At 70.4% G+C, this 24,023-nt stretch carries 21 protein-coding genes and 1 tRNA gene; 2 read left to right on the top strand and 20 right to left on the bottom strand.

The genetic code is table 11. The features are described 5' to 3' along the window. Positions 1–24 precede the first annotated feature (24 nt). Positions 25–645, bottom strand: a complete 621-nt coding sequence (locus tag DEU37_RS08920; RefSeq protein WP_005055255.1) for an ANTAR domain-containing response regulator — start codon at positions 643–645, stop codon at positions 25–27. 56 nt (positions 646–701) lie between these two features. Here DEU37_RS08920 and DEU37_RS08925 point away from each other — a divergent pair. Continuing rightward, positions 702–782, top strand: a tRNA-Leu gene (locus DEU37_RS08925). 208 nt (positions 783–990) lie between these two features. Here the strand turns inward: DEU37_RS08925 and pyk are convergent. The 14 genes from pyk to rpe form a co-directional block, all read right to left on the bottom strand. Beyond that, positions 991–2,439 carry a pyruvate kinase gene (pyk, locus tag DEU37_RS08930; protein WP_005055253.1) on the bottom strand — a complete coding sequence of 483 codons (1,449 nt, stop codon included), beginning with the start codon at positions 2,437–2,439 and terminating at the stop codon, positions 991–993. Between the two features lie 45 nt (positions 2,440–2,484). Beyond that, a complete protein-coding gene (locus DEU37_RS08935) occupies positions 2,485–3,954 on the bottom strand; it encodes a glutamate synthase subunit beta (protein ID WP_121190336.1) in 1,470 nt (489 codons plus the stop codon). After that, positions 3,947–8,548, bottom strand: a complete 4,602-nt coding sequence (gene gltB / locus DEU37_RS08940; protein ID WP_121190338.1) for a glutamate synthase large subunit — start codon at positions 8,546–8,548, stop codon at positions 3,947–3,949. Before gltB ends, DEU37_RS08935 begins: the two co-directional genes overlap by 8 nt. A 110-nt stretch (positions 8,549–8,658) precedes the next feature. Continuing rightward, positions 8,659–9,639, bottom strand: a complete 981-nt coding sequence (lgt, locus tag DEU37_RS08945; RefSeq protein ID WP_121190340.1) for a prolipoprotein diacylglyceryl transferase — start codon at positions 9,637–9,639, stop codon at positions 8,659–8,661. Positions 9,640–9,690: 51 nt separating this feature from the next. Beyond that, positions 9,691–10,476 carry a tryptophan synthase subunit alpha gene (gene trpA / locus DEU37_RS08950; protein ID WP_121190342.1) on the bottom strand — a complete coding sequence of 262 codons (786 nt, stop codon included), beginning with the start codon at positions 10,474–10,476 and terminating at the stop codon, positions 9,691–9,693. Then, positions 10,473–11,681, bottom strand: a complete 1,209-nt coding sequence (gene trpB / locus DEU37_RS08955; protein ID WP_121190344.1) for a tryptophan synthase subunit beta — start codon at positions 11,679–11,681, stop codon at positions 10,473–10,475. Before trpB ends, trpA begins: the two co-directional genes overlap by 4 nt. After that, complete coding sequence (gene trpC / locus DEU37_RS08960; RefSeq protein WP_121190346.1) at positions 11,678–12,454, bottom strand: indole-3-glycerol phosphate synthase TrpC; 777 nt, start codon at positions 12,452–12,454, stop codon at positions 11,678–11,680. Before trpC ends, trpB begins: the two co-directional genes overlap by 4 nt. A gap of 1 nt (position 12,455) precedes the next feature. After that, on the bottom strand, positions 12,456–12,686 hold the full coding sequence (locus DEU37_RS08965) for a DUF6704 family protein (RefSeq protein WP_005055241.1): 231 nt from the start codon (positions 12,684–12,686) through the stop codon (positions 12,456–12,458). A gap of 37 nt (positions 12,687–12,723) precedes the next feature. Then, positions 12,724–13,338, bottom strand: a complete 615-nt coding sequence (locus DEU37_RS08970) for a Trp biosynthesis-associated membrane protein (RefSeq protein ID WP_121190348.1) — start codon at positions 13,336–13,338, stop codon at positions 12,724–12,726. Next, positions 13,335–13,718: a phosphoribosyl-AMP cyclohydrolase gene (hisI, locus tag DEU37_RS08975; RefSeq protein WP_121190349.1), complete on the bottom strand. Its 384-nt coding sequence runs from the start codon at positions 13,716–13,718 to the stop codon at positions 13,335–13,337. Before hisI ends, DEU37_RS08970 begins: the two co-directional genes overlap by 4 nt. Continuing rightward, entirely contained in the window at positions 13,715–14,479 is a 765-nt protein-coding gene (gene hisF / locus DEU37_RS08980; RefSeq protein WP_121190351.1) for an imidazole glycerol phosphate synthase subunit HisF, read from the bottom strand. The genes hisI and hisF overlap by 4 nt, the downstream gene beginning before the upstream one ends. A gap of 1 nt (position 14,480) precedes the next feature. Then, complete coding sequence (hisG, locus tag DEU37_RS08985) at positions 14,481–15,323, bottom strand: ATP phosphoribosyltransferase (protein ID WP_121190353.1); 843 nt, start codon at positions 15,321–15,323, stop codon at positions 14,481–14,483. 46 nt (positions 15,324–15,369) lie between these two features. After that, entirely contained in the window at positions 15,370–15,633 is a 264-nt protein-coding gene (locus DEU37_RS08990) for a phosphoribosyl-ATP diphosphatase (protein ID WP_005055234.1), read from the bottom strand. 196 nt (positions 15,634–15,829) lie between these two features. Next, entirely contained in the window at positions 15,830–16,534 is a 705-nt protein-coding gene (gene rpe / locus DEU37_RS08995) for a ribulose-phosphate 3-epimerase (RefSeq protein ID WP_121190355.1), read from the bottom strand. 78 nt (positions 16,535–16,612) lie between these two features. Here rpe and DEU37_RS09000 point away from each other — a divergent pair, with 78 nt between their 5' ends. Further along, the gene (locus tag DEU37_RS09000; RefSeq protein ID WP_121190356.1) at positions 16,613–17,905 is read left to right on the top strand and encodes a hypothetical protein; all 1,293 of its coding nucleotides are present in this window, start codon (positions 16,613–16,615) and stop codon (positions 17,903–17,905) included. Between the two features lie 15 nt (positions 17,906–17,920). On the opposite strand, the gene DEU37_RS09005 is transcribed toward DEU37_RS09000, so the two are convergent. From DEU37_RS09005 to rpoZ, 5 genes are all read right to left on the bottom strand, one after another. After that, positions 17,921–19,279: an RsmB/NOP family class I SAM-dependent RNA methyltransferase gene (locus DEU37_RS09005; RefSeq protein WP_121190358.1), complete on the bottom strand. Its 1,359-nt coding sequence runs from the start codon at positions 19,277–19,279 to the stop codon at positions 17,921–17,923. Beyond that, positions 19,276–20,220: a methionyl-tRNA formyltransferase gene (fmt, locus tag DEU37_RS09010; protein ID WP_121190360.1), complete on the bottom strand. Its 945-nt coding sequence runs from the start codon at positions 20,218–20,220 to the stop codon at positions 19,276–19,278. The genes DEU37_RS09005 and fmt overlap by 4 nt, the downstream gene beginning before the upstream one ends. A 47-nt stretch (positions 20,221–20,267) precedes the next feature. Continuing rightward, positions 20,268–22,259 carry a primosomal protein N' gene (locus DEU37_RS09015; protein ID WP_121190362.1) on the bottom strand — a complete coding sequence of 664 codons (1,992 nt, stop codon included), beginning with the start codon at positions 22,257–22,259 and terminating at the stop codon, positions 20,268–20,270. Positions 22,260–22,267: 8 nt separating this feature from the next. Further along, entirely contained in the window at positions 22,268–23,461 is a 1,194-nt protein-coding gene (metK, locus tag DEU37_RS09020; protein WP_121190363.1) for a methionine adenosyltransferase, read from the bottom strand. A 119-nt stretch (positions 23,462–23,580) separates the two neighbouring features. Next, a complete protein-coding gene (rpoZ, locus tag DEU37_RS09025; protein ID WP_005055218.1) occupies positions 23,581–23,835 on the bottom strand; it encodes a DNA-directed RNA polymerase subunit omega in 255 nt (84 codons plus the stop codon). Positions 23,836–24,023: the final 188 nt, after the last annotated feature.

Consider the following 24,023-nt stretch of genomic DNA (forward strand, 5'->3'; position numbering starts at 1 on the left):
GGCGCCCCCGCACGAGGTGGCGGCTCAGCCCTTCTTGGGCGAGAGCTGCTCGATGATCGCCTTGGCGACATCCTGCATCGTCAGTCGGCGATCCATCGACGCCTTCTGGATCCAGCGGAAGGCTTCAGGCTCGCTCAGGCCCATCTTCTCGTTGAGCAGGCCCTTGGCGCGGTCGACGAGCTTGCGGGTCTCGAAGCGCTCGACCATGTCGGCCACCTCGGCCTCGAGCGTGATGATCTGCTCGTAGCGCGCGAGGGCGATCTCGATCGCCGGCAGCAGGTCGTTGGGGGTGAACGGCTTGACGACGTAGGCCAGGGCACCGGCCTCGCTGGCGCGCTCGACGAGCTCCTTCTGGCTGAAGGCGGTCAGCAGCACGACAGGGGCGACGTGGTTCTTGCTGAGCTTCTCGGCGGCGCTGATGCCGTCCAGGACGGGCATCTTCACGTCCATGATGACGAGGTCCGGGCGCAGCTCGGTGGCCAGCTGCACGGCGGTCTCGCCGTCACCGGCCTCCCCCACGACGTCGAAGCCGTTGTCGCGGAGGATCTCGACGATGTCGAGGCGGATCAGCGATTCGTCCTCGGCGACGACGACGCGTCGCGGGGAGGATGCCGTGGGAGTCGTGCTCGGTTCCTGCTCAGTCACCTTTGAATCCTACGGTATGGTCAATCCCGGACGTGCGCTGATGAACGTCCGCGTGCGCCGGTGTGGCGGAATGGCAGACGCGACCGACTCAAACTCGGTTGTCTTCGGACGTGTGGGTTCGACTCCCACCACCGGCACGGAAGATGCGGTGCCCATGGGCGCCGCATTTTGCGTTGCGGTGGTGTCGTGGTCGGACGCGCGTGTGGGTGGGCCCACGCGGCCGGAGGCTCCGGGCGCCGCGGAGCGGCGTGTGGAGGGGCCGTGGGGACGACTCCCACCACCGGCACGCAACGCAGAGGGCGGATGCCGGCAATCCCGGCATCCGCCCTCTGGTGTCTGTGCGACCTACTTCTCCGACTGGTAGATCGGCGCCTTGCCGTGAACGGCGTCGCCGATCCGGTGCACCCGGATGTCGTTGGTCGAGCCGATGATTCCGGGAGGGGAACCGGAGATCACGACGACCTTGTCCCCTTCGGTGGCGAGGCCCTGGCCGAGGAAGAACTCGTCGACCTGCATGAACATCATGTCGGTGTGCGCGACGTGCTCCACGAGCGTCGACTGCACGCCCCACGTCAGTGCCATGCGGCGGCGGATGGCCGGGTCGACGGCGAAGGCCATCATCGGGATGCCGGGGCGCAGGCGCGACATGCGGCGCGCGGTGTCGCCGGACTCCGTGAAGATGGCGATGTACTTCGCCTCGATGAACTCCGCCACCTCGTTCGCGGCGAGGGTCAGGATGCCGCCCTGCGTGCGGGGCTTGGCGCTGAAGGGACGGATTCGCTCGAGACCGTGCTCCTCGGTCGACTCGACGATGCGGGCCATGGTCTGCACCGTCACGACCGGGTAGTCGCCGACGCTGGTCTCACCGGAGAGCATGACGGCGTCCGCGCCGTCGAGCACGGCGTTGGCGACGTCGGAGGCCTCGGCGCGCGTGGGCACCGGAGCGTGGGTCATCGACTCGAGCATCTGCGTCGCGACGATGACGGGCTTCGCCATCCGGCGGCACATCTCGACAGCGCGCTTCTGCACGACCGGCACGGCCTCCAGCGGAAGCTCGACCGCGAGGTCGCCGCGGGCGACCATGATGCCGTCGAACGCGTCGATGATCTCCTCGAGATTGTCCACCGCCTGCGGCTTCTCGATCTTGGCGATGACGGGCACCTTGCGTCCCTCCTCCGCCATGATCTCGTGCACGCGGGTGATGTCGGCCGCGTCGCGCACGAACGACAGCGCGATGAGGTCGGCGCCGGCCTGGAGACCCCAGCGGAGGTCGGACTCATCCTTCTCGGACAGCGCCGGAACACTGACGGCGACGCCCGGAAGGTTGATGCCCTTGTTGTTGGAGACGGTGCCCGCGACGATGACCTTGGTCGTGACGACGGGGCCGTCAACGCTCTCCACCTGGACGCGCACCTTGCCGTCGTCGATGAGGAGGAAGTCGCCCGGCTTCACATCGCCGGCGAGACCTTTGAAGGTGGTGCCGACGAGGTCGCGCGTGCCGACGACGTCTTCGGTGGTGATGCGGAACGTCTCGCCGACGGCGAGGTCGTGGGGTCCGTCGCTGAACTTGCCGAGGCGGATCTTGGGGCCCTGCAGGTCGACGAGGATGGCGACGGCGCGGCCCGCGTCGTCGGCGGCCTTGCGCACGTTCGCGAAGCGGACTTCGTGCTCGGCGTACGAGCCGTGGCTCAGGTTCATTCGGGTGACGTCCACGCCCGCATCGATGATCGCGCGGATCATCTCATACGATTCGGTGGCCGGACCCAGGGTTGCGACGATCTTCGCGCGTCTCACTGAAGACTCTCCGGTCTCTATGGGTTGTTCGGGGGTGATTTCAGCCTACGCGGGCTGAAGGCCGATCGCGACGTCGGTCGGGCGCACCGGTGACGGCAGGCTCGTGCGTCCCATGAGGTACTCGTCGACGGCTGCCGCCGCGGCGCGACCTTCCGCGATCGCCCAGACGATCAGGGACTGGCCACGACCGGCGTCTCCGGCAACGAACACGCCGGGCGCGGTCGTCTGGTAGTCATCGCCGCGCTCGACGTTGCCGCGGCCCGTGAACACGGTATCCAGCTGCGACTCGAGTTCGGCGCGCTCGGGGCCGGTAAAACCCATCGCGATGAGGATGAGATCTGCGGGGATCTCGCGCTCGGTGCCGCTGCGGGGAACACGGCGGCCGTCGGGCAGGTACTCCGTCTCCGCAACGCGGAGGGCGCGCACCTCCCCCGCCTCGTTGCCCAGGAACTCCACCGTCGAGGCCAGGAAGCTGCGCTGCCCGCCCTCCTCGTGTGCCGAAGAGACCTCGAAGACGGTCGGCGTCATCGGCCACGGCTGGTGGTCGGGCCGGTTCGCCGGCGGCTGCTTGCCGATGGCGAGGTTCGTGACGCTGAGCGCGCCCTGGCGGTGCGCGGTACCGATGCAGTCCGCACCGGTGTCACCGCCGCCGATGACGATCACGTGCTTGCCCTCGGCGTGGATCTGCTGCGGAACCTGGTCGCCGGCGACGGCCTTGTTCGACTCGATGAGGTACTCCATCGCGAAGTGCACGCCGGCCAGGTCGCGCCCGGGGATGGCGAGCTCGCGCGGGAGTGTGGCTCCCGTGGCGATGACGACCGCGTCGTAGCGGGCACGCAGATCGCTCCAGGAGATGTCCTTGCCGATCTCGACGCCGGCGCGGAACCGCGTGCCCTCGTCCTGCATCTGACGCAGGCGTGACTCGAGGTGGCGCTTTTCCATCTTGAAGTCGGGGATGCCGTAGCGCAGCAGACCGCCGATGCGGTCGTCACGCTCGTACACGGCGACGGTGTGGCCGGCGCGCGTCAGCTGCTGGGCAGCGGCGAGTCCGGCCGGGCCCGAGCCGACGACCGCGACGGTCTTACCGGTCAGGCGTGCGGGCGGCTCCGGCTCGACCCAGCCGTTCGCGAACGCCTCGTCGATGGTCGAGACCTCGATCTGCTTGATCGTGACCGCCGGCTGGTTGATACCGAGCACGCACGAGCTCTCGCACGGCGCCGGGCACAGCCGCCCTGTGAACTCCGGGAAGTTGTTCGTGGCGTGGAGTCGCTCGATCGCGGCGCGACCCTCGCCGCGCCAGGTGAGGTCGTTCCACTCCGGAATGAGGTTGCCGAGCGGACAGCCCTTGTGGCAGAACGGGATGCCGCAGTCCATGCAACGGCCGGCCTGACGGCGCAGGACGGCGGTGTCGCCCGGCTCGTAGACCTCTTTCCAGTCCATGATGCGCACGGGAACCGGCCGGCGCGCCGGGAGCTCACGCTCGGTGGTCTTCAGGAAGCCCTTCGGGTCAGCCACCGGTCACCTCCAAGATGCGGGTCCAGACGACGTCGCCGTCGGGGTCGAGCCCCTCGGCGGCCGCCTCCTGGCGGGTCTGCAGAACCGCGGCGTAGTCGCGCGGCAGGACACGGACGAAGTTCGCGGCCTCGGCCTCGAGGTCGTCCAGGAGAGCGGCGGCCAGGGCCGAGTCCGTCTCGGTCACGTGGCGTTCGAGCAGATCACGGAGAATCTCCACGTCGCCCGAGCCCATCTCGAGCAGCTCGAGCTCGCCGCTGGCGAGTGCCTCTCGGTTCACGAGGGCGCGGTCGAGCTTGTAGATGTACGCGCTGCCGCCGGACATGCCCGCGCCGAGGTTGCGTCCCGTCGGCCCGAGGATGACGGCCAGGCCGCCGGTCATGTACTCCAGCGCGTGGTCACCGACGCCCTCGACGACGGCGGTTGCTCCCGAGTTGCGGACGAGGAAGCGTTCGCCCACGACGCCGCGCAGGAACAGCGTTCCCTGGGTGGCGCCGTAGCCGATGACGTTACCGGCGATGACGTTCTGCGCAGCGTCGAAGCTCGCCCCGCGGGGCGGACGGACGATGATCTCACCGCCCGACAGGCCTTTGCCCACGTAGTCGTTGGAGTCGCCCTCCAGTCGCAGGGTGATTCCCGACGGCAGGAACGCGCCGAAGGACTGACCGGCGGAACCGGTGAGATTGATCTCGATGGTGCCGGAGGGAAGGCCGTGCTCGCCGTGGGCGAGGGTGACGCGGTTGCCGAGCATCGTGCCGACGGCACGCTCGGTGTTGCGGATCGGCAGATCGATCGAGAAGTGTCCCCCGTGCGCGATGACGTCCTGGGCGCGTTCGATCAGCGGCACATCGAAGTGCTGGTCCAGCTCGTGGTCCTGATCGCGCAGGTGACGGCGAGGTGCATCGGGTCCGAAAGCGGGACCCTCGAGGATCGGGGTCAGGTCGAGCCCGCTGGCCTTCCAGTGGTCGATCGCGCCGTTCATGTCGAGCATCTCGGAGTGGCCGACCGCCTCTTCGATCGAGCGGAAGCCGAGCTCGGCGAGGTACTCGCGCACTTCCTGTGCGAGGAACTCCATGAAGTTGACGACGAACTCGGGCTTGCCGGTGAAGCGGCTGCGCAGCACGGGGTTCTGCGTCGCGACGCCGACCGGGCACGTGTCGAGATGGCACACGCGCATCATGATGCAGCCCTCGACCACCAGCGCCGTGGTCGCGAAGCCGAACTCCTCAGCCCCGAGCAGGGCCGCGATCACGACGTCGCGGCCGGTCTTGAGCTGACCGTCCGCCTGCACCACGACACGATCGCGCATGTCGTTGAGCATGAGGGTCTGCTGCGTCTCGGCCAGGCCCAGCTCCCACGGGGTTCCGGCGTGCTTGAGCGAGTTCAACGGGCTCGCGCCGGTGCCGCCGTCGTGGCCCGAGACGAGGATGACGTCGGCGAGAGCCTTGGCGGTTCCCGCCGCCACCGCGCCGATGCCCGACTGGCTCACGAGCTTGACGTGCACGCGCGCCTTGGGGTTCGCGCGCTTGACGTCGAAGATGAGCTGCTTGAGGTCTTCGATCGAGTAGATGTCGTGGTGCGGCGGGGGTGAGATGAGCCCGACGCCGGGGGTACCCCCGCGGGTGCGTGCGATCCACGGGTACACCTTGCCGGGGGGCAGCTGACCGCCCTCGCCGGGCTTGGCGCCCTGAGCGAGCTTGATCTGGATGTCGTCGGCATGCGTGAGGTACATGCTCGTCACGCCGAAGCGTCCCGAGGCGACCTGTTTGATGGCGCTGCGACGCTCGGGGTCCAGCAGACGGTCGACGTCCTCGCCGCCCTCCCCCGTGTTCGACTTGGCGCCGATCGAGTTCATGGCGATCGCGAGGGTCTCGTGCGCCTCCTTCGAGATCGAGCCGTAGCTCATCGCGCCGGTCGAGAACCGCTTCACGATCGAGGAGACGGGTTCGACCTCGTCGATCGGCACGGGCGGACGCACACCGGTCTTGAGGCGGAACATGCCGCGGAGCGTCTTGAGCTCGGACGCCTGGTCGTCGACGAGCTTCGTGTACTCCCGGAAGACGTCGTAACGGCGCGTGCGCGTCGAGTGCTGCAGGCGGAAGACGGTGTCGGGCGTGAACAGGTGGGGTGCACCGTCGCGGCGCCACTGGTACTCGCCGCCGGTCCACAGCCGCTCGTGGGCGCGTGCGGCTCCGTCCTCGGGGTAGGCGTAGTCATGGCGAGCCTGGTTCTCCACCGCGATCTCGCGCACACCCACGCCGCCGAGCTTCGTCTCGGTGCCGGTGAAGTACTTCCGGACGAACTCTTCCGACAGGCCCACGGCCTCGAAGACCTGCGATCCGGCGTAGGACGAGACGGTGGAGATGCCCATCTTCGACATGATCTTCAGCACGCCCTTGCCGAGCGCGTAGATGAGGTTCTTGACGGCCTTCTCGGGAGTGATCCCCGTGATGAACCCGGCCCGAACGAGGTACTCGACGGTTTCCATCGCCAGGTACGGGTTGACGGCGGAGGCGCCGTAGCCGATGAGCGTGGCCACGTGGTGCACCTCGCGCACGTCCCCGGCCTCCACGACGAGACCGACCTTCATCCGGTTCTCCTGGCGGATGAGGTGGTGGTGCACGGCCGACAGCATGAGCAGCGACGGGATCGGTACCAGATCCTTGTTGGAGTCGCGGTCGCTGAGGATGATGAACTCGGCGCCGTCGGCGATCGCGGCATCCACTTCGGCCGAGATCTCCTCGAGTCGGCGTTCGAGCGCATCCTCGCCGTGCTCCAGGTGGTACAGACCGCGGATGGTGACGGAGCGACGCCCGGGCAGCGCCTTGTCGATGTTCTGCAGCTTCGCCAGCTCGTCGTTGTCGATCACCGGGAAATCGAGGGTGATCGTGCGGGTGTGCTCGGGACCCCACTCCAGGAGGTTGCGCTCGGGACCGAGCCCGAGGGCGAGCGAGGTGACGACCTCTTCACGGATCGAGTCCAGCGGCGGGTTGGTGACCTGCGCGAACTGCTGCACGAAGTAGTCGAACAGCAGGCGCGGACGCTTGCTGAGCACCGCGATCGGCGTGTCCGATCCCATCGCGCCGAGCGGCTCGGCGCCGTTCTGTCCCATGGGCGTGAGGAGGATGCGCACCTCCTCCTCGGTGTATCCGAAGGTGCGCTGACGGCGGGTGATCGAGGCGATCGGGTGCACGATGTGCTCGCGCTCGGGCAGCTCCTTCAGGCGCACGCGACCGGCATCCAGCCATTCCTGCCACGGCTGCAGCGCGGCGAGCTCGGCCTTGACCTCGTCGTCCTCGATGATGCGGCGCTGGGCGGTGTCGACGACGAACATGCGGCCGGGGCGCAGGCGCCCGCGGCGCTTGATGCGCTCGGGGGCGAAGTCGAGCACACCGGTCTCGCTGCCGATGACGACGAGCCCGTCGGTGGTCTCGGTCCAGCGACCCGGACGCAGACCGTTGCGGTCGAGCGTCGCGCCGACGAGCGTGCCGTCGGTGAAGATGAGGGCGGCGGGGCCGTCCCAGGGCTCCATCTGCATCGAGTGGTACTCGTAGAACGCGCGGAGATCCGGCGCGATGTCGGCCTGCTTCTCGTAGGCCTCGGGCACCATCATCATCACCGCGTGCGGCAGGCTGCGACCGGTCAGGGTCAGCAGCTCGAGCACCTCGTCGAAGGATGCCGAGTCGCTCGCGCCTTCGGTGCAGATCGGCAGGAGCGGACGGATGTCGCCGATCAGCTCGGACTCGAGCTGGGACTGACGGGCGCGCATCCAGTTGCGGTTGGCACCGACTGTGTTGATCTCGCCGTTGTGCGCGAGCATCCGCAGCGGCTGGGCGAGAGGCCACGACGGGAACGTGTTGGTCGAGTAACGCGAGTGCACGACGGCGAGCTCGCTCTGGAACCGCTCGTCCTGCAGGTCGGGGTAGAACGGCTCGAGCTGGAGGGTCGTGACCATGCCCTTGTACCCGAGAGTGCGCGAGCTCAGCGACACGAAGTAGGCGTCGTGCTCGCGGCGGGCGCGCTTGCGCAGCCGGTACACGCGGCGGTCGAGGTCGATTCCGCTCAGGGCGGGCGCGTCACCGACGGCGGGGCGCGAGACGAAGAGCTGCTCGAAGTGCGGGCGGGCCTCGTATGCCAGCTTGCCGAGGTGCTCCTGCTCGGTCGGCACGTCGCGCCAGCCGAGCACGGTGAGCCCTTCCGAGGCGGCGACGCGCTCCACGCCCGCCTTGGTGTCGGCGCGGGTGGCCTCGTCCAGCGGCAGGAAAGCCATGCCCGCCGCGTACTCCCCCACCGGAGGCAGCTCGAAGTCGACGACGGCCCGCAGGAACGCGTCGGGCATCTGGGTCAGGATGCCGGCACCGTCACCGGTGCCCGCGTCCGAGCCGATCGCGCCGCGGTGCTCGAGGTTGCGCAGCGCCGTCAGCGCGAGCTCGACGATGTCATGGCCGGGCTCGCCGCGCAGCGTGGCGACCATCGCCAGGCCGCAGGCGTCCTTCTCGAAAGCGGGGTTGTACATCCCCTGCTTGGCGGGGAAACCCGATGCGGGGCGCATCTCGGGTTCTTCGTGGGTCTTCTCACGACGGGGGCTCGAAGCCATGGCAACCGTCCTCATGGTCAAACTGATCGGGGACGACGTCGGCCCTGGGCATTCAGCGGAGGTGTATTCAGCGGAGGAGAAGTCGAAGCATCGTGCGCATCGGCGCGGTGCTACTTCGACGTGACAGTGCTTGTGGCTGCGTCCGCGATGGATTCGGCTGTCGGGGGTGCGCTGACGTCCACGAATTCATCGGTGTTCTGCGATTGTACAGCCCCGCTCCGCTCACGGCCGCGCATGTACGGCGACGGCTCGAAGCCCGGGTGGCGGCGTGTCTGCACGACGAAGATGACGACTCCGACGAGCACCCCGAAGATCGCCGCCCAGACGTTGGTGCGCAGCCCGAAGAACACTTCGCTCGGGTCGATGCGGATGCTCTCCCACACGATGCGCCCGGCGCTGTACCAGACGAGGTAGAGCGCGAACAGGCGTCCCCACTGCAGACGGAAGCGGTGACCGGCCCACAGCAGCACGATCACGCCCATCGTGTTCCAGATGACCTCGTAGAGGAAGGTCGGGTGGAACAGTGTGCCGACGGGCAGTCCCACCGGCCACGCCGGGTTGGGGTAGTCGATCTGCAGACCCCAGGGCAGGTCGGTGGGAAGCCCGTACAGCTCCTGGTTGAACCAGTTGCCGAACCGGCCGAGCGCCTGAGCGAGCAGCAGGCCCGGAGCGAGAGCATCGGCGAAGGTCCAGAACCGGATGCCGGTCCACTTGCAGCCGAGCCAGGCGCCGATGGCGCCGCCGATGAGCGCGCCGAAGATCGCGATGCCGCCGTCCCACACGTTCCAGATCGCGTCGCGGACGAACGGGTTCCACCATGCGCGCCCTTGCTCGAAGTAGAAGCCCCAGTGCGTCACCACGTGAAAGGCTCGCGCGCCGATGATCGCCAGGGGCACGGCGAGCAGGCAGATGTCGATGACGACCCACGACTCCGCGCCGCGCTTGGTGAGGCGGTGGTTGGTGATGAAGGCCGCGACGACGATTCCCGTGAGGATGCACAGGGCGTAGAAGTGGATCGTCAGCGGGCCGATCTGGAAGGAACTGATCGGCGGGCTCGGGATGCTGGCGACGACGGAGGCGGAGGAAAGCACGAGGGGCAGTCTACTTCGCTGCCAGCGTCGTCACGTGTCGCCGCGGGGGCGTCAGCGCCCGGTGCCGGCCGTGAGCGCGCGGGTCTCGGCGGCGAGTGCGTCGACCCCGCCGTCACGCAACGCTCGCACGAGCGCCGTCCCGACGATCGCGCCGTCGGCGTACTCCAGCACGCCGGTCACCTGGTCCGGCGTAGAGATGCCGATCCCGACGCACGCGTGCTCCACACCGAATCCGCGCAGGCGCCCGACGAGCGTGCGTGCGGCGGCATCCAGTTCGGCGCGCTCGCCCGTGATGCCCATCGTCGACACCGTGTAGACGAAGCCCGTGGAGGCTTCGGCGATCATTCGCAGTCGCTCATCGGTCGAGGTCGGAGCTGCCAGGAAGACGCGGTCGAGGCCGGTGCGCTCGGAGGCGGCGATCCAGTCGGGGGCGGCGTCGGGAGTGATGTCCGGCGTGATGAGACCGGCGCCCCCGGCGGCGACCAGATCGTCGGCGAAGCGCTCGACGCCGTACTGCAGCACCGGGTTCCAGTACGTCATGACGAGGATGGGCACATCCACCCGATCGGCGATCGCCCGCACGGCGGTGAAGGTGTCGCGCAGGCGGAAACCTGCCGCGAGTGCGGCCTGGGTCGCCTCCTGGATGACGAGCCCGTCCATGACCGGGTCGGAGTAGGGCGGGCCCAGCTCGAGGATGTCGGCGCCGTTCTCCGCCAGCGCGACGGCGGCATCGATGCTCGTCTGCAGATCGGGGTAGCCGAGCGGCAGATAGCCGACGAACGCGCCGCGTCCCTCCGCCTTCGCCGCATCGATGGCGGCGGCCACGCGAGAGCTCATGCCGTGGCCCCCTTGTCGTAGAGACCGAACCAGCGCGCGGCCGTGTCCATGTCTTTGTCGCCGCGTCCCGAAAGGCTGACGGCGATGAGGGCGTCGGGGCCGAGCTCACGGCCGAGACGCAACGCCCCGGCCAGCGCGTGCGCGGACTCGATGGCGGGAATGATGCCCTCTGTCTGCGACAGCAGGCGCAGCGCGTCCATGGCTTCGGCATCCGTCGCGGGGATGTACTGGGCGCGGCCGATGTCGGCGAGCCAGGCGTGCTCGGGGCCGACACCCGGGTAGTCGAGTCCGGCGGAGATCGAGTGCGACTCGACCGTCTGGCCGTCCTCGTCCTGCAGGACGAACGTCTTCGCCCCGTGCAGGATGCCGGGGCGGCCGCGCTCGATGGATGCCGCGTGCTTGGGTGTGTCGACGCCGTCGCCGGCCGCCTCGACGCCGTAGAGCTTGACGCCGTCGTCATCGAGGAACGCATCGAACATGCCGATCGCGTTGGAGCCGCCGCCGACGCAGGCGACGACCACATCGGGCAGGCGTCCGGTCTCGGCGAGCAGCTGTGCGCGGGCCTCTTCGGAGATGATCTTCTGGAAGTCGCGCACCATCGCCGGGAAGGGGTGCGGACCGGCGGCCGTCCCGAAGATGTAGTTCGTCGTCTCGACGGAAGCGACCCAGTCGCGGTAGGCCTCGTTGATCGCGTCCTTCAGGGTGCGCGATCCGGTCTTCACCGGGATGACCTCGGCGCCGAGCAGCCTCATACGCGCGACATTCAGCGCCTGGCGCTCGGTGTCGACCTCGCCCATGTAGACGGTGCATTCGAAACCGAACAGAGCCGCTGCTGTCGCGGTCGCGACGCCGTGCTGGCCGGCACCGGTCTCGGCGATGACGCGCTTCTTGCCGAGTCGCTTGGTCAGCAGCGCCTGACCGATGACGTTGTTGATCTTGTGCGAGCCGGTGTGGTTGAGGTCTTCGCGCTTGAGGAAGATGCGCGCGCCCCCCGCGTGCTCGGCGAAGCGCGGCACTTCGGTGAGAGCCGAGGGCCGGCCGGCGTAGGAGTGCAGCAGGCTCTCGAACTCGGCCGCGAACGCCGGATCGGCCTTGGCCGCCTCGTATTCCGCGGTCAGCTCGTCGATGGCCGCAATGAGCGACTCGGGCATGTAGCGCCCGCCGAAGTCTCCGAAGAAGGGTCCGTGCTGGTCGCGCAGGCTCATGATCCGGCCTCCAGGAAGGCGTGCAGAGTGGTCACGGGGTCGTTGGTGACGAGTGCCTCGCCCACCAGGACGACATCGGCGCCGTCGGCGCGGTAGTGCGCGACGTCGGCCGGCGCGAGCACCGCGGACTCGGCGATCTTGATGGCGTCGGCGGGGAAATGCTCCGCGAGCGAGCCGAAGAGGTCGCGGTCCAGCTCGAACGTGGAGAGGTTGCGGGCGTTGACGCCGATGAGCTTCGCGCCGAGGTCGCCGGCGCGGTCGAGCTCCTCTCGCGAGTGCGTCTCGACGAGGGGGGTCATGCCGAGTTGCACGACCAGCTCGTGCAGCTCTCGCAGGAGCGGCTGCTCGAGCGCCGCGACGATCAGGAGCACCAGGTCGGCCCCCGAGGCGCGCGCCTCCAGCACCTGGTACGCGGTGGCGATGAAGTCCTTACGCAGGACCGGCAACGACACACGTTCCTTGACCGCCTCGAGGTCGGCGAGGGAGCCCTTGAACTTGCGCTGCTCGGTGAGCACGGAGATCGCGGACGCGCCGCCCTCTTCGTAGCGCGACGCCTGCAGTGCAGGGTCGGGGATCGCGGCGAGGTCGCCCCGCGAGGGGCTCGCGCGCTTCACCTCGGCGATGATCTTCACGCGTTCGGCGGGCGCGAGTGCGGCGAGGGCGTCGAGCGCCGGAATCTGCGCGAGCGCGGCGCGCTCGACGTCGCGGAGAGGACGCGTCTGCTCCCGCGACCGGGCATCTTCCACCGCGCCGGCCGTCAGGCCATCGAGCATGTCAGTGCTGCTTCGGGGCGTACTTCGGGCCCTTGGCGCCGTAGCCCGCCTTCGCCATGGCCCAGCCGACGAGGGCGCCCACGACGAGCAGACCTGCCGAGGCCCAGACGAGCGCCGGCATGTCGAACCAGTAGAAGACCGTGCCGAGAGTGACGGCGAGCAGCATGATGACCACAGCCGTCCAGGCGGCGGGCGAGTGTCCGTGGCCGGGGTCGTCGATGCTGTTGCTCATGCTGCTCCTCGGTGTCATTCGGGGGTTCTGGGCCAGTCTAGCGGGCGGTGGGATCGTCGCCGTGCGACAAGTCGTCCCAGGAGTCGATCGCGTCGTGCGGGCGCGATGCGGCGGCGGCGGATGCCGCTGGCGTCGTCGACGCGCTCGCGGCGTCGGTGCGGTATCGGCGTCCGCTCCCGCGCCACCGGTGCGACGTCGCGAGGGTCAGGATGCCGCCGGCGCCGATCAGCGCACCTGCTGCGACGGTCAGCCAGGGCCACGGCGTCGACGCGATGCCGGCGACGAGGCCCGCGATCGCCTCGGTTCCCGACAGCCCCGTCGCCGTCGTCACGGCCGCGGCGACGGCATCCACCGGGTGCTCGATCGCGACGCGCGCGGCGCCGACGAGCAGCGTGGCGCCGATGACCACGGCGACCGCGCCGAAGGCGTAGCGGAGCACCCGTCCGACGACGGTCAGCGCGAGCCCGAGGGCGAGTGCGGCGAGGCTGAGAGGTGCCAGCAGCGTGAACGCCTTGGCACCGGCCACCGTCAGCGACGCCGTCGCGCCGGCATCCAGCGCGACGTCCAGCCACGTCTGCGTCGAGGAGATGATCGCGAGGGCGCCCCCGGCGATGATCGCCAGAACGGCGTAGCTGCGCGCACGTGCGGTCACGACGCGTCGCCGTCGGAATCGAGGGGTGCGAACGAGACGACGGGCGAGAGATCGTCGGCGTCGAAGCACGTGTGATCGCCCGTGTGGCAGGCTGCGCCGATCTGCTCGACGGCGATCAGCAGGGTGTCCCCGTCGCAATCCAGCCGGGCGCCGCGGACGTACTGCGCGTGTCCGGAGGTGTCGCCCTTGCGCCAGTACTCCTGCCGGGAGCGCGACCAGAACGTCACGCGCCCCTCCGTGAGTGTGCGGCGGAGAGCCTCGGCATCCATCCAGCCGAGCATCAGCACCTCGCCGGTGTCGTGCTGCTGGATGATCGCGGGCACCAGACCGTCGGCGTTGAACGTGACGCGACCGATCCGCGGGTCGTCGACGACGGTCACCGGCGCACCTCGATGCCGTCGGCGCTGAGCGCGTCCTTGACGTCGCCGATCGTCAGTTGCCCGGAGTGGAAGACGGATGCCGCGAGCACGGCGTCGGCTCCGGCGTGCACGGCCGGGGCGAAATGGTCGACGCTGCCGGCACCGCCGGAGGCGATCACGGGAACCGGCGACAGCTCGCGCATGAGGCCGACGAGTTCGAGGTCGAAGCCGTCCTTGGTGCCGTCGGCGTCGATCGAGTTGACGAGCAGCTCGCCGGCGCCGCGGTCGATGGCCTCGCGTGCCCAATCAAGGGCGTCGAGGCTCGTCGCGGTGCGGCCGCCGTGGGTGGTGACGACGAAGCCGGAGCGTGTTCCGGGCGCGCGTTTCACATCGAGCGAGAGCACGAGCACCTGCGCACCGAACCGGTCGGCGATCTCGCCCACCAGGTCGGGACGGGCGATGGCCGCAGAGTTGACCCCGACCTTGTCGGCGCCCACGGCGAGCAGTCGAGCGACGTCATCGGCACTGCGCACTCCCCCGCCGACGGTCAGCGGGATGAAGACCTCCTCGGCGGTGCGGCGCACGACGTCGTAGGTCGTCGAGCGGTCGTCCACCGTGGCGGTCACGTCGAGGAAGGTCAGCTCGTCGGCGCCCTGAGCGAAATAGAGGGCGGCGAGTTCGACGGGATCACCCATGTCGCGGAGGTTCTCGAAGTTCACACCCTTGACGACGCGGCCGGCGGCCACATCGAGGCAGGGGATGACGCGTCGTGCGAGAGACACGTCAGAGCCTCGCGTTGTGGATCGGCGTCACGAGGATCGCGCGTGCGCCGATCGCGTAGAGCGCGTCCATGACCTGGTTGACCGTCTTGCGGGGGCTCATGACCCGCACAGCTACCCACTCGGGGTCGCGCAGCGGCGAGATCGTGGGCGACTCGATGCCGGGGGCGATCGCGACGGCGTCGTCGACGAGCGCTGCCGGCAGGTCGTAGTCGATGAGCACATAGCGGCGGGCCACCATCACGCCCCGCAGGCGCCGCAGGAGCGTCTCGGTGCCGTCGGCCTCGGTCGGAGCTCCGATCAGCACGGCCTCCGACTCCAGCAGGACGGGGCCGAAGATCTCCAGCCCGGCTTGGCGGAGGGTCGTGCCCGTCGAGACCACGTCGGCGACGGCGTCGGCGACGCCGAGCTGCACGGCGGACTCGACCGCGCCGTCCAGCGGCACCAGGTCGACCGCGACGCCCTGCTCGTCGAGGAAGCCGTCGACCAGGCCCGGGTAGGCCGTCGCCACGCGCAGACCCTCGAGGTCGGTCACGTGCGTGAAGCGTCCGGGAGGGCCGGCGAAACGGAACGTCGAGCCGCCGAAGCCCAGCTGCTCGATCTCGCGGGCACCCGGCATCCGGGCGTCCAGCAGCAGGTCGCGGCCGGTGATGCCGACGTCGAGCGCGCCGGAGCCGACGTAGGTCGCGATGTCCTTCGGGCGCAGGTAGAAGAACTCGACCTCGTTGACGGGGTCGATGACGTGGAGGTCCTTGGGGTCGCGGCGGCCGATGTATCCGGCTTCCGCGAGCATCTCGGCGGCGGTGTCGGCGAGCGACCCCTTGTTCGGCACGGCGATGCGCAGCATGGGTGAAGGGCTTTCGGTGTCGGGACGAGCGGGGGCGGGAGCGCGCTCAGAGATGTCGGTAGACGTCCTGCAGCGTGAGGCCCTTGGCGAGCATCAGCACCTGCAGGTGGTACAGCAGCTGCGAGATCTCTTCGGCGGTCTCGTCGTCGGACTGGTACTCCGCGGCCATCCAGACTTCGGCGGCCTCTTCGACGATCTTCTTCCCGATGGCGTGCACGCCGCGATCGAGCTGCGCGACCGTGCCGGAGCCCTCGGGACGGGTCTCGGCGGTCGTCGTCAGCTCCGCGAACAGGGCGTCGAACGTCTTCACCCTGACAGGCTACCGGTCCGCGCCGCGCGTGAGCGCCGCCCGGAAGGCGCCGAGCCGGGCACGAGGTCCGCAGATTCGCGCGTTCTCCGCATCCGGATGCCGCCGCGGGTGCGGAGAAGGTGACATTCTGCGGAGTTCGTGCACGGATGCCGGGCGTCGTCGCGGATGCCGGGTGTCGGGACGCGAGACGGTCGCGTCAGTGACGGTGGTGGTCGGCCGCCAGGCGGCGCAGGGCCGCGATCGCGCGGTCGGGCTCGCCCGCACCGAACACGGCGGAGCCTGCGACGAACGTGTCGGCGCCGGCCTCGGCGGCCTGCGCGATCGTCGACTCCGAGATGCCGCCGTCGACCTGGAGCCACACCTGCGAACCGCGGCGGCGCGCCTCGTCGTGCAGGCGCGCCAGCTTCGGCATCTGATCGGCCATGAACGACTGCCCGCCGAACCCGGGCTCCACCGTCATCACGAGGATCTGGTCGAACTCGTCCAGCACGTCGAAGAGCCCCTCGACCGGTGTCGCGGGCTTCACGGCGACACCGGCGCGCGCGCCGATCGAGCGGAGGCGGCGGGCGAGCGTGACGGGGTCGGTCGCGGCCTCGAGATGGAAGGTGACGGATGCCGCGCCGAGCTCGGCGTAGCCGGGCGCCCAGCGGTCGGCATCCGAGATCATGAGGTGCACGTCCAGCGGCACCGGGCTCGTCTCCTGGATGCGCTGGACCATCTGCGGCCCGAAGGTCAGATTCGGCACGAAGTGGTTGTCCATGACGTCGACGTGCACGAAGTCGGCGGTGGCGATCCGTTCGAGGTCCGCCTGCATGTTCACGAAGTCGGCGGACAGGATGCTGGGGTTGATTCGCGTCACGGGCCCATTATCCACATCCTGCACGCGCCCTGGGCCCGTCATCGGTAGGGTCTCTGGAGAGCCACGGGGGTGGTTCGCGCCGATGGGCGCGCAGCCGGGTGACCGACGAAAGGGTGGACGATGAGCGGGAACGGTGACGGTCAGGCGCCGATGTGGGATGCCGAGCGCGGCGAATGGGTCGCGGGCGCGTTGCGATGGGATGCCGCGGCGGCCCAGTGGGTGCCGCGCACGACGGAGGCGGCTGCAGAGACCGCCGCCGTGGCACCGGCACCTGCAGAGCCCGCAGCGGCAGAGCCGCACGTCGCGGCGTTCACGCCTCCGCAGCACGTCGGTGCCTCGGCACCGTACGGCGCCCCGGTCCAGCAGCCCGCCCCGCAGCCCGCCCCGCAGCCGCTTCCCGGACAGCCGGTACCGCCGCGAAAGAAGCTCCCCACCGGGGCGCTCGTCGGCATCATCGCCGGCGCACTGGTGCTGCTGCTGGCCATCGTTCTGGGCGTGGTGTTCGCTGTCCGCGGCGCGACGACGGCCGGCGCCGCCCCCGAGACGGTCGTGTCGGACTACCTGAAAGCGGTCGCCGCCGGCGACAGTGAGGCCGCGCTCGCGATGCTCGACTCGAAGCCGCGTCAGGGCGCGCTCCTGTCAGACGAGGCGCTCGCCGCCGCCTCCGCGAAGGGGACGATCGATAACATCGTGGTATCGGTGCCGAAGGGCAGCGACAAGGGATACTCGATCCCCGTCCGCGTCGACTACACGATCGGCGGAAAGCCCGTGAGCGGCCAGTTCGACGTCGTCGACTACGAGGATGACGGCACGTGGAAGCTGGCGCACGGCACGGTCGACATCTACCTCGGCGGCAGCTTCCGCGGCCTCAACGCGACGGTCAATGGCGTGCCGGTCGAGAGCGACTCGATCACTGTGTTCCCGGGGACGGTCACCGTCGCGATCGACAATCCCAACTACACCGTGTCGGGAACGACGACCCTTCTCGCGGCCGACCCGAACGACTTCTCGCTGAGGTTCGAGACCACCGTCGAGCTCAGCGATGAGGGAACGAGCCTGTTCCAGACGGCCGTCCGCAGCGCCGTCGACGCGTGCATCGCGTCGAAGAATCTCACAGCGGGATGCGGCATCGACATTCCGGAGACCCTGAGCGACGGCACGAAGATCATCGACGGGACCATCACCCGCACGCTCCGCGCCGAGACGCAGGCGAAGCTCGCCAACCTGAAGCCCGACGCGATGTACGGCGATCCGGGTCAGGTGCGTACGCCGTATCTGGGTGGCGTCGAGGTCACCGCGGACTGCGACGTCAACGGCCAACGCCGCACCGGATGCTCGTTTCTCTTCCTGCCGTCGCTGGGGTCGGCACTGGTCGATCTGACGGTGACGCCACCCGTCGTGCGCTGGGACTGAGTGGTGGGGCCGGGCTCAGCGCCGGCGCAGCAACGAGATCGACATGGCGTCGGTGCCGTGCCGGTGCGGCCACAGCTGCGCGCGACCCGATCCGTCCGCCGGTGCAGGCAGATCGATCGGCTGCTCGGCGATAGCCGCCACCGCCGCGCGGGCGTCGAGTTCCTCGATCGCGCCGCCGCTCGTGCGCAGCGCATCGGAGACGATGGCCGCCGTCTCGGCGAGGTGGGGCGAGCACGTCACGTACGCCACGACGCCGCCGGGGCGCAGCGCGTCGAGGGCGGCCGACAGGAGCTCGGACTGCAAGGCCGCGAGCTCGGGCACATCGCCCGGCTGCTTTCGCCACCGGGCCTCGGGACGCCGCCGCAGCGCTCCGAGGCCCGTGCAGGGCGCGTCGACGAGGATGCGGTCGTAGAGTCCCCGGCTCGCGCGCGTGCGGCCGTCCTCTTCGGACACCGGAACGTCGAGCGGGATTGCGGCGACGGAGTCGCGCACCAGGCCCGCGCGAGCGGAGGAGAGCTCATTGGCCTCCAGGGTCGCGCCGTGTGTCAGAGCCTCCGCGGCGAGCACGGCCGTCTTGCCGCCCGGAGCCGCGCACAGATCGAGCCAGCGCTCGCCGGCCGCGACGGGTCGCACCCGGGCGAGGGCGAGCGCGGCCAGCTGTGATCCCTCGTCCTGCACCCGGACGAGTCCCCCGGATGCCGCGACCACCGCTCCCGGGTCGCCGCCCGCGGAGCGGAAGCCGAGCGGCGAGAAGGGCGTCGGCACCGCGTCGGCCGGACGATCGGCCAGCCCGGGCAGAGCGGCCAGAGTGACCACCGGCGCGGCGTTGTCGGCCGCGAGGAGCGCCTCGAGCTCGTCGGCGCGCCCCTCGGCGGCCAGCGCGCGACGGAAGGCGCGGATCACCCACACGGGGTGCGCGTAACGGACCGCGAGGCGCTCGTCGTCCGACCGCGCCGCCGCGGCGAGGCGTTCTTCCCACTCCTGCGCCGTCCGCTCGCTGACCCGGCGCAGCACGGCGTTCGCGAAGCCGGCCGCGGATGGGCCCACCGCCTTGCGGACCTGGCGGACCGTCTCGTTCACGGCCGCGTGCGACGGCGTGCGCATGGCCACCAGCTGATGCACGCCGAGCAGCAGGGCGTCCCGTACCGCGGGGTCGATGTCGGTGACGGGGCGACGCGCGGCATCCGCGATGATCGCGTCGTAGGTGCCTTCGCGGCGCAGCGTTCCGTAGGTCAGCTCCGTGGCGAGGCCGGCATCCGCGCCGGCGAGCCCGGCTCGCGAGATCGCGCGCGGCAGCAGGAGGTTCGCGTACGCATCCGAGTCGTGGACGGCGCGCAGCACGTCGTACGCCACCCAGCGCGGCGACGCGCTCACGAGGTCGCCTCCGTCGCGGAGGGCAGTGCGACACGCGGATCGTCGACCCGCACACCCCGCCACCAATCCCCCGCCGCCATCGCGCTCCTGCCGGCCGGCTGCACGGTCTTCAGCACCACGGTGGTGCCGCCACCCGCGCCGAGCAGCACATCCCGTCCCGAGGCGGTCAGAACCCCGGGCTCCAGAGTCGCATCGGGGCCGCGGTGGGCGGCGAGCACCTTGAGGCGGGCGCCGTCGAAGCTCACGTGCGCGCCCGGCTCGGGCGTCGTGCCGCGGAACCGGTCGAGCACCACGTCCGCGGATGCCGTCAGGTCGAGCGCGCCGTCGGCGATCGACAGCTTCGGCGCCAGGGTGGGCGTTCCCGTCTGCGGGACCGCGCGTGCGGTGCCCGCCGCGATCTCGTCGACCACGCGGACGAGCAGCTCCGCCCCGGCATCCGCCAGGTCCGTCAGGACCTCGCCGGCCGTCGCGCCTCGCGGAACGTCGTAGCGGACCTCGCCGAACACGTCGCCGGCATCGAGGGCGGCCACGAGCTGGAACACGCTCGCGCCGGTCGTGCGCTCACCCGCGATGAGCGCGTGCTGCACCGGCGCCGCTCCGCGCCAGCGCGGCAGCAGCGAGAAGTGCAGGTTGATCCAGCCGTGCCGCGGCGTCGACAGCAACGGTTCGCGCACGAGACCCCCGTACGCCACGATGACGCCGAGGTCGGGGGTGAGCTCTGCGATCGCGGCGGTCGCCGCCGCGTCCAGGCGGTCCGCCTTGACGATCGGCACGTCCAGGTCGGCGGCTGCGGCGGCCACCGCCGACGGCGTCAGCACGCGCTTGCGCCCCAGGGGCGCGTCGCTGCGGGTGACGATCCCGACCAGATCGTGGGCGGATGCCGCCACCGCCCTCAGGGACGGAACGGCGGGCGCCGGTGTGCCGGCGAAGACGATGCGCATGGAATACCTCGGTTGATGACGACGATCACGGCGGCGAGCCCGCCGGATCAGAGATCGAGTTCGGGGACGTCGAGCCGCACCCGCAGTGTAGTGCGCGTGCCGGCGTTCGCCCCGCGTGCCGGTCCGCGCCGTGCGGCGCGGCGTCCGCGCAGAGCCTCGGCCACGACGACGGCGCGCAGCGTCTCGGCGACGGTCTTGCCGTGGGCGTAGTCGAAGCGCACCAGAGCGCGGACCATCCCCTCCTCGAGCGGCACCGGGCCCAGGATCGCGCCGGAGGGCGCGGCCAGGGCGGGTACGGCCTCGCGCACCGCGCCGAGCGCCGCCTCCACCGCGGCGACGGTGCCTTCGACGGCCGCGACCCGGACGACAGGGGGCATCGCAAGGGGCGTGCGGTCGGCGAGCTCGGCGCGGGCGTACGCCGGCTGCGTCCACGTCGCGAGGGCCCGCGCCACCGGGCCGGCCACTCCCACCAGGTGGACGGGTGCGGCCGGCGCCGCGAGTGCGGCCGCGTTCGACCACCAGCGCAGCGCGGACTCGCCGATGCGCAGCTGCTCGGCCAGCAGCATCCGATCGCCGTCCAGCAAGATGACGGCGCGGTACCCGCCGTGGGCCGAGGGCTCGGCGCCGCGTGTCGCGATCACGAGCGCGGGGCGGTCGTCGACGTGGGTCACCGGGTGGGCGCCGTCGGCGACGATGACGCGCGTGTTCGGGAAGGCGCGACCGAGCTCGTCCGCCGTGCGCTCGCTGCCCGACGAGGCCATGCGCAGCTTCACCGAGCCGCACTGGACGCAGGTCCACGCCGGCGCGGAGCGTCCGCACCACGCGCAGTCGGGTATCGCCCCCGGGCGGCGCGCCCGCAGCGGGCCCGTGCAGTGGCGGCAGCGAGCCGGTGTGCGACAGTCGGCGCACACGAGCACGGGCGAGTACCCCGGGCGGGCGACCTGCACGAGCACGGGGCCCTCGCGCAGGGCGTCGCGCGCCGCGGCGAACGCGCTGGAGGGCACACGTGCCCCACGGGACTCCCCCTCGCGGGTGGCCGATAGCACCACCGTCGGACTCGGCCGGCGGACGGCGGGGAGCTCGCGCACCCAGCCGATCTGGACGAGCCGCTCCACGTCGGTGGTGCGCGTGTGGCCCGCGAACACGAGCGCCGAGCCCTCGAGCTCCTGGCGGATGAGGGCGGCGTCGCGCGCGTGCACGCCGGGGCTGAGCGGCTCGGCCAGCAGCGGATCGCCGTCGTCCCACACCACGACGCACGCCGTGTCGTGCGCGGGGGCGTACACCGTCGACCGGTTGCCGATCACGATGCACGGCGACGGCGTCAGCAGTCGCAGATAGGTCCCGTACCGCTCCGGGCCGGAGCGCCGCGCGTCGTCGCGCACGACCGCGCCCTCGGGTGCCCGTCCGTCGAGCGCGGCCAGCAGCTGCTCCTGGTCGCGGTGATCGGGAACGACCAGCACGGCGCTGCGTCCCTCTGACAGGGCATGGACGGCGATCGCCGCGACCAGCTCGGCCCAGGCACCCACCGAACGCTCGGACGCGGGCCGCGGCGGGGCGTCGAGCGCGAGCCGCTCCCCCGCCAGTACGGCCTCGGCCAGCCCCGGGAACGGGGCGAGCACGCCGTCGGCCCACGCCGCGGCATCCTTCGACACCTCGACCGGTGCCGGATCCACGGCATCGCTCGCAAGCCACGCCTTCTCCGCGCGCACCATCCGCTTCGGGATGACCAGGCGCAGGATGTCGCTTGCCGAACCCGCCGCGCGATCGGCCGCGCGACGCGCGAGCGCGTACAGCTGCGGCGTGAGAACGGGCACCGACGAGACGACCGCATCGAGCTCCGACAGCGGTCGCTCGGGCGCCTCTGCCGTGACGACGTCGACGAGGTAGCCGTCGACGACGCGACCCGCGGTCCGCAGCGGCACGCGCACACGCACCCCGGGAACGGCGTCGGCGACGAGGGACGGCGGAACCTCGTAGTCGAAGAGCCGATCGAGCTGCGGCAGGGGCGAGTCGATGAGGACCCGGGCGACGACGATCACGGCACGCGTCAGAGACCGGCGGCGGCGCGCAGCTCCTCGACGCGGTCGGTGCGCTCCCAGGTGAACTCCGGCAGTTCGCGGCCGAAGTGCCCGTAGGCGGCCGTCTGCGCGTAGATGGGCCGCAGCAGGTCGAGGTCGTCGATGATCGCCTTCGGACGCAGATCGAACACCTCGCGGATGGCTGCCGTGATCTTCTCGTCCGACACATGCGCGGTGCCGAACGTCTCGACGTAGAGTCCCACCGGCTCCGCGCGGCCGATCGCGTAGGCGACCTGCACCTCGAGGCGGTCGGCGAGACCCGCGGCGACGGCGTTCTTCGCGACCCAGCGCATGGCGTAGGCGGCGGAGCGGTCGACCTTGGACGGGTCCTTGCCGCTGAAAGCTCCTCCGCCGTGACGGGAGGCGCCGCCGTAGGTGTCGATGATGATCTTGCGGCCGGTGAGACCGGCGTCGCCCTTGGGGCCGCCGATGACGAAGGGGCCCGCGGGGTTGATCACGTACCGCACGTTCGATAAATCCAGCCCCGTCGTGGCGAGGATGGGGTCGATGACCTCCGCCTGCACCGCGGCGCGCAGCGCCGGCAGCGAGATGTCGGGGTTGTGCTGGGTGGACAGCACGACGGTGTCGACGGTGCGCGGTACCTGACCGTCGTAGCCGAGGGTCACCTGGGTCTTGCCGTCGGGGCGGAGGAAGCCGAGCGCACCGGAGCGGCGCGCCTCGGTGAGGCGTTCGGCGAGGCGGTGCGCCGTCCAGATCGCCATCGGCATGAGCTGCGGCGTCTCGTTCGTCGCGTAGCCGAACATGATGCCCTGGTCGCCGGCACCGAGCGCGTCGACGGGGTCGATCGATCCGCCCTCGCGGTGCTCGATGGCGTTGTCGACGCCGGCGGCGATGTCGCCGGACTGCTCGCCGATCGAGACGGTGACGCCGCAGGAGTCGCCGTCGAAGCCGGTCTCGCTCGAGGTGTAGCCGATGCGGTTGACGACACGGCGGACGATGCCGGGGATATCGACGTACCCGTCCGTGCGGACCTCGCCGGCCACGTGCACGAGGCCGGTGGTCACCAGCGTCTCCACGGCGACACGGCTGCCCGAGTCGACCGTCAGCAGCGCGTCGAGGATCGAGTCGGAGATCTGGTCGCAGATCTTGTCCGGATGACCCTCGGTGACGGATTCGGACGTGAACAGACGCAGCGCGCTCATCGGTGCTCCAGACGACAACGGGTACTCGACAATCATGCCCGTGATCTCCGACACGACGGCGTCGTAACGGGGATCACGGGCATGGGGACGCCATACGGCGTCATGGTGTCAGCGAAGGATCACTCGGCCGCGCGCAGGCGCAGCTTGTCCTCGTGGATCTCGTGCAGCGCGATCGTGAGCGGCTTGTCCTCGACGCTCGAGTCGACGAGCGGACCGACGTTGTCGAAGAGGTTGCCCTCGTGCAGATCGGAGTAGTAGTCGTTGATCTGACGCGCGCGCTTGGACGCGTAGATCACGAGCTGGTACTTGGAGTCGACCTTGTCGAGCAGCGCGTCGATGGGCGGGTCGATGATGCCCTTGTCACGTCCGGCCATGATGAACCTCCAGGATCGAATGGCGGTGGGAAAACTCGCGGGGAATGCCCACGCGGGAGAACTCGTGGCCGCAGGATGCCGCGGCATCCGTTCATTCTATCAGCGCCGCGCCGGCGCCGAGCTCATCGACGAACGACGCTCCAGGAAGCCGTTCATCCGTCCCTACACGCCGCATCTGCGGGACCGAG

Origin of the sequence: Microbacterium sp. AG790, assembly GCF_003634765.1 — a bacterium.
In the GTDB taxonomy this organism is placed as follows: Bacteria; Actinomycetota; Actinomycetes; order Actinomycetales; family Microbacteriaceae; genus Microbacterium.

What these genes read in the sequence shown, in the direction of transcription:
- trpA (WP_121190342.1), bottom strand. Translation starts at nt 10,476, where the DNA reads ATGAGCTCTCGCGTGGCCGCCGCCATCGATGCGGCGAAGGCGGAGGGA.
- fmt (WP_121190360.1), bottom strand. Translation starts at nt 20,220, where the DNA reads ATGCGCATCGTCTTCGCCGGCACACCGGCGCCCGCCGTTCCGTCCCTG.
- gltB (WP_121190338.1), bottom strand. Translation starts at nt 8,548, where the DNA reads ATGGCTTCGAGCCCCCGTCGTGAGAAGACCCACGAAGAACCCGAGATG.
- DEU37_RS09000 (WP_121190356.1), top strand. Translation starts at nt 16,613, where the DNA reads ATGAGCGGGAACGGTGACGGTCAGGCGCCGATGTGGGATGCCGAGCGC.
- metK (WP_121190363.1), bottom strand. Translation starts at nt 23,461, where the DNA reads ATGAGCGCGCTGCGTCTGTTCACGTCCGAATCCGTCACCGAGGGTCAT.
- rpoZ (WP_005055218.1), bottom strand. Translation starts at nt 23,835, where the DNA reads ATGGCCGGACGTGACAAGGGCATCATCGACCCGCCCATCGACGCGCTG.
- rpe (WP_121190355.1), bottom strand. Translation starts at nt 16,534, where the DNA reads ATGACGGGCCCAGGGCGCGTGCAGGATGTGGATAATGGGCCCGTGACG.
- DEU37_RS08965 (WP_005055241.1), bottom strand. Translation starts at nt 12,686, where the DNA reads ATGAGCAACAGCATCGACGACCCCGGCCACGGACACTCGCCCGCCGCC.
- trpC (WP_121190346.1), bottom strand. Translation starts at nt 12,454, where the DNA reads ATGCTCGATGGCCTGACGGCCGGCGCGGTGGAAGATGCCCGGTCGCGG.
- hisG (WP_121190353.1), bottom strand. Translation starts at nt 15,323, where the DNA reads ATGCTGCGCATCGCCGTGCCGAACAAGGGGTCGCTCGCCGACACCGCC.
- trpB (WP_121190344.1), bottom strand. Translation starts at nt 11,681, where the DNA reads ATGAGCCTGCGCGACCAGCACGGACCCTTCTTCGGAGACTTCGGCGGG.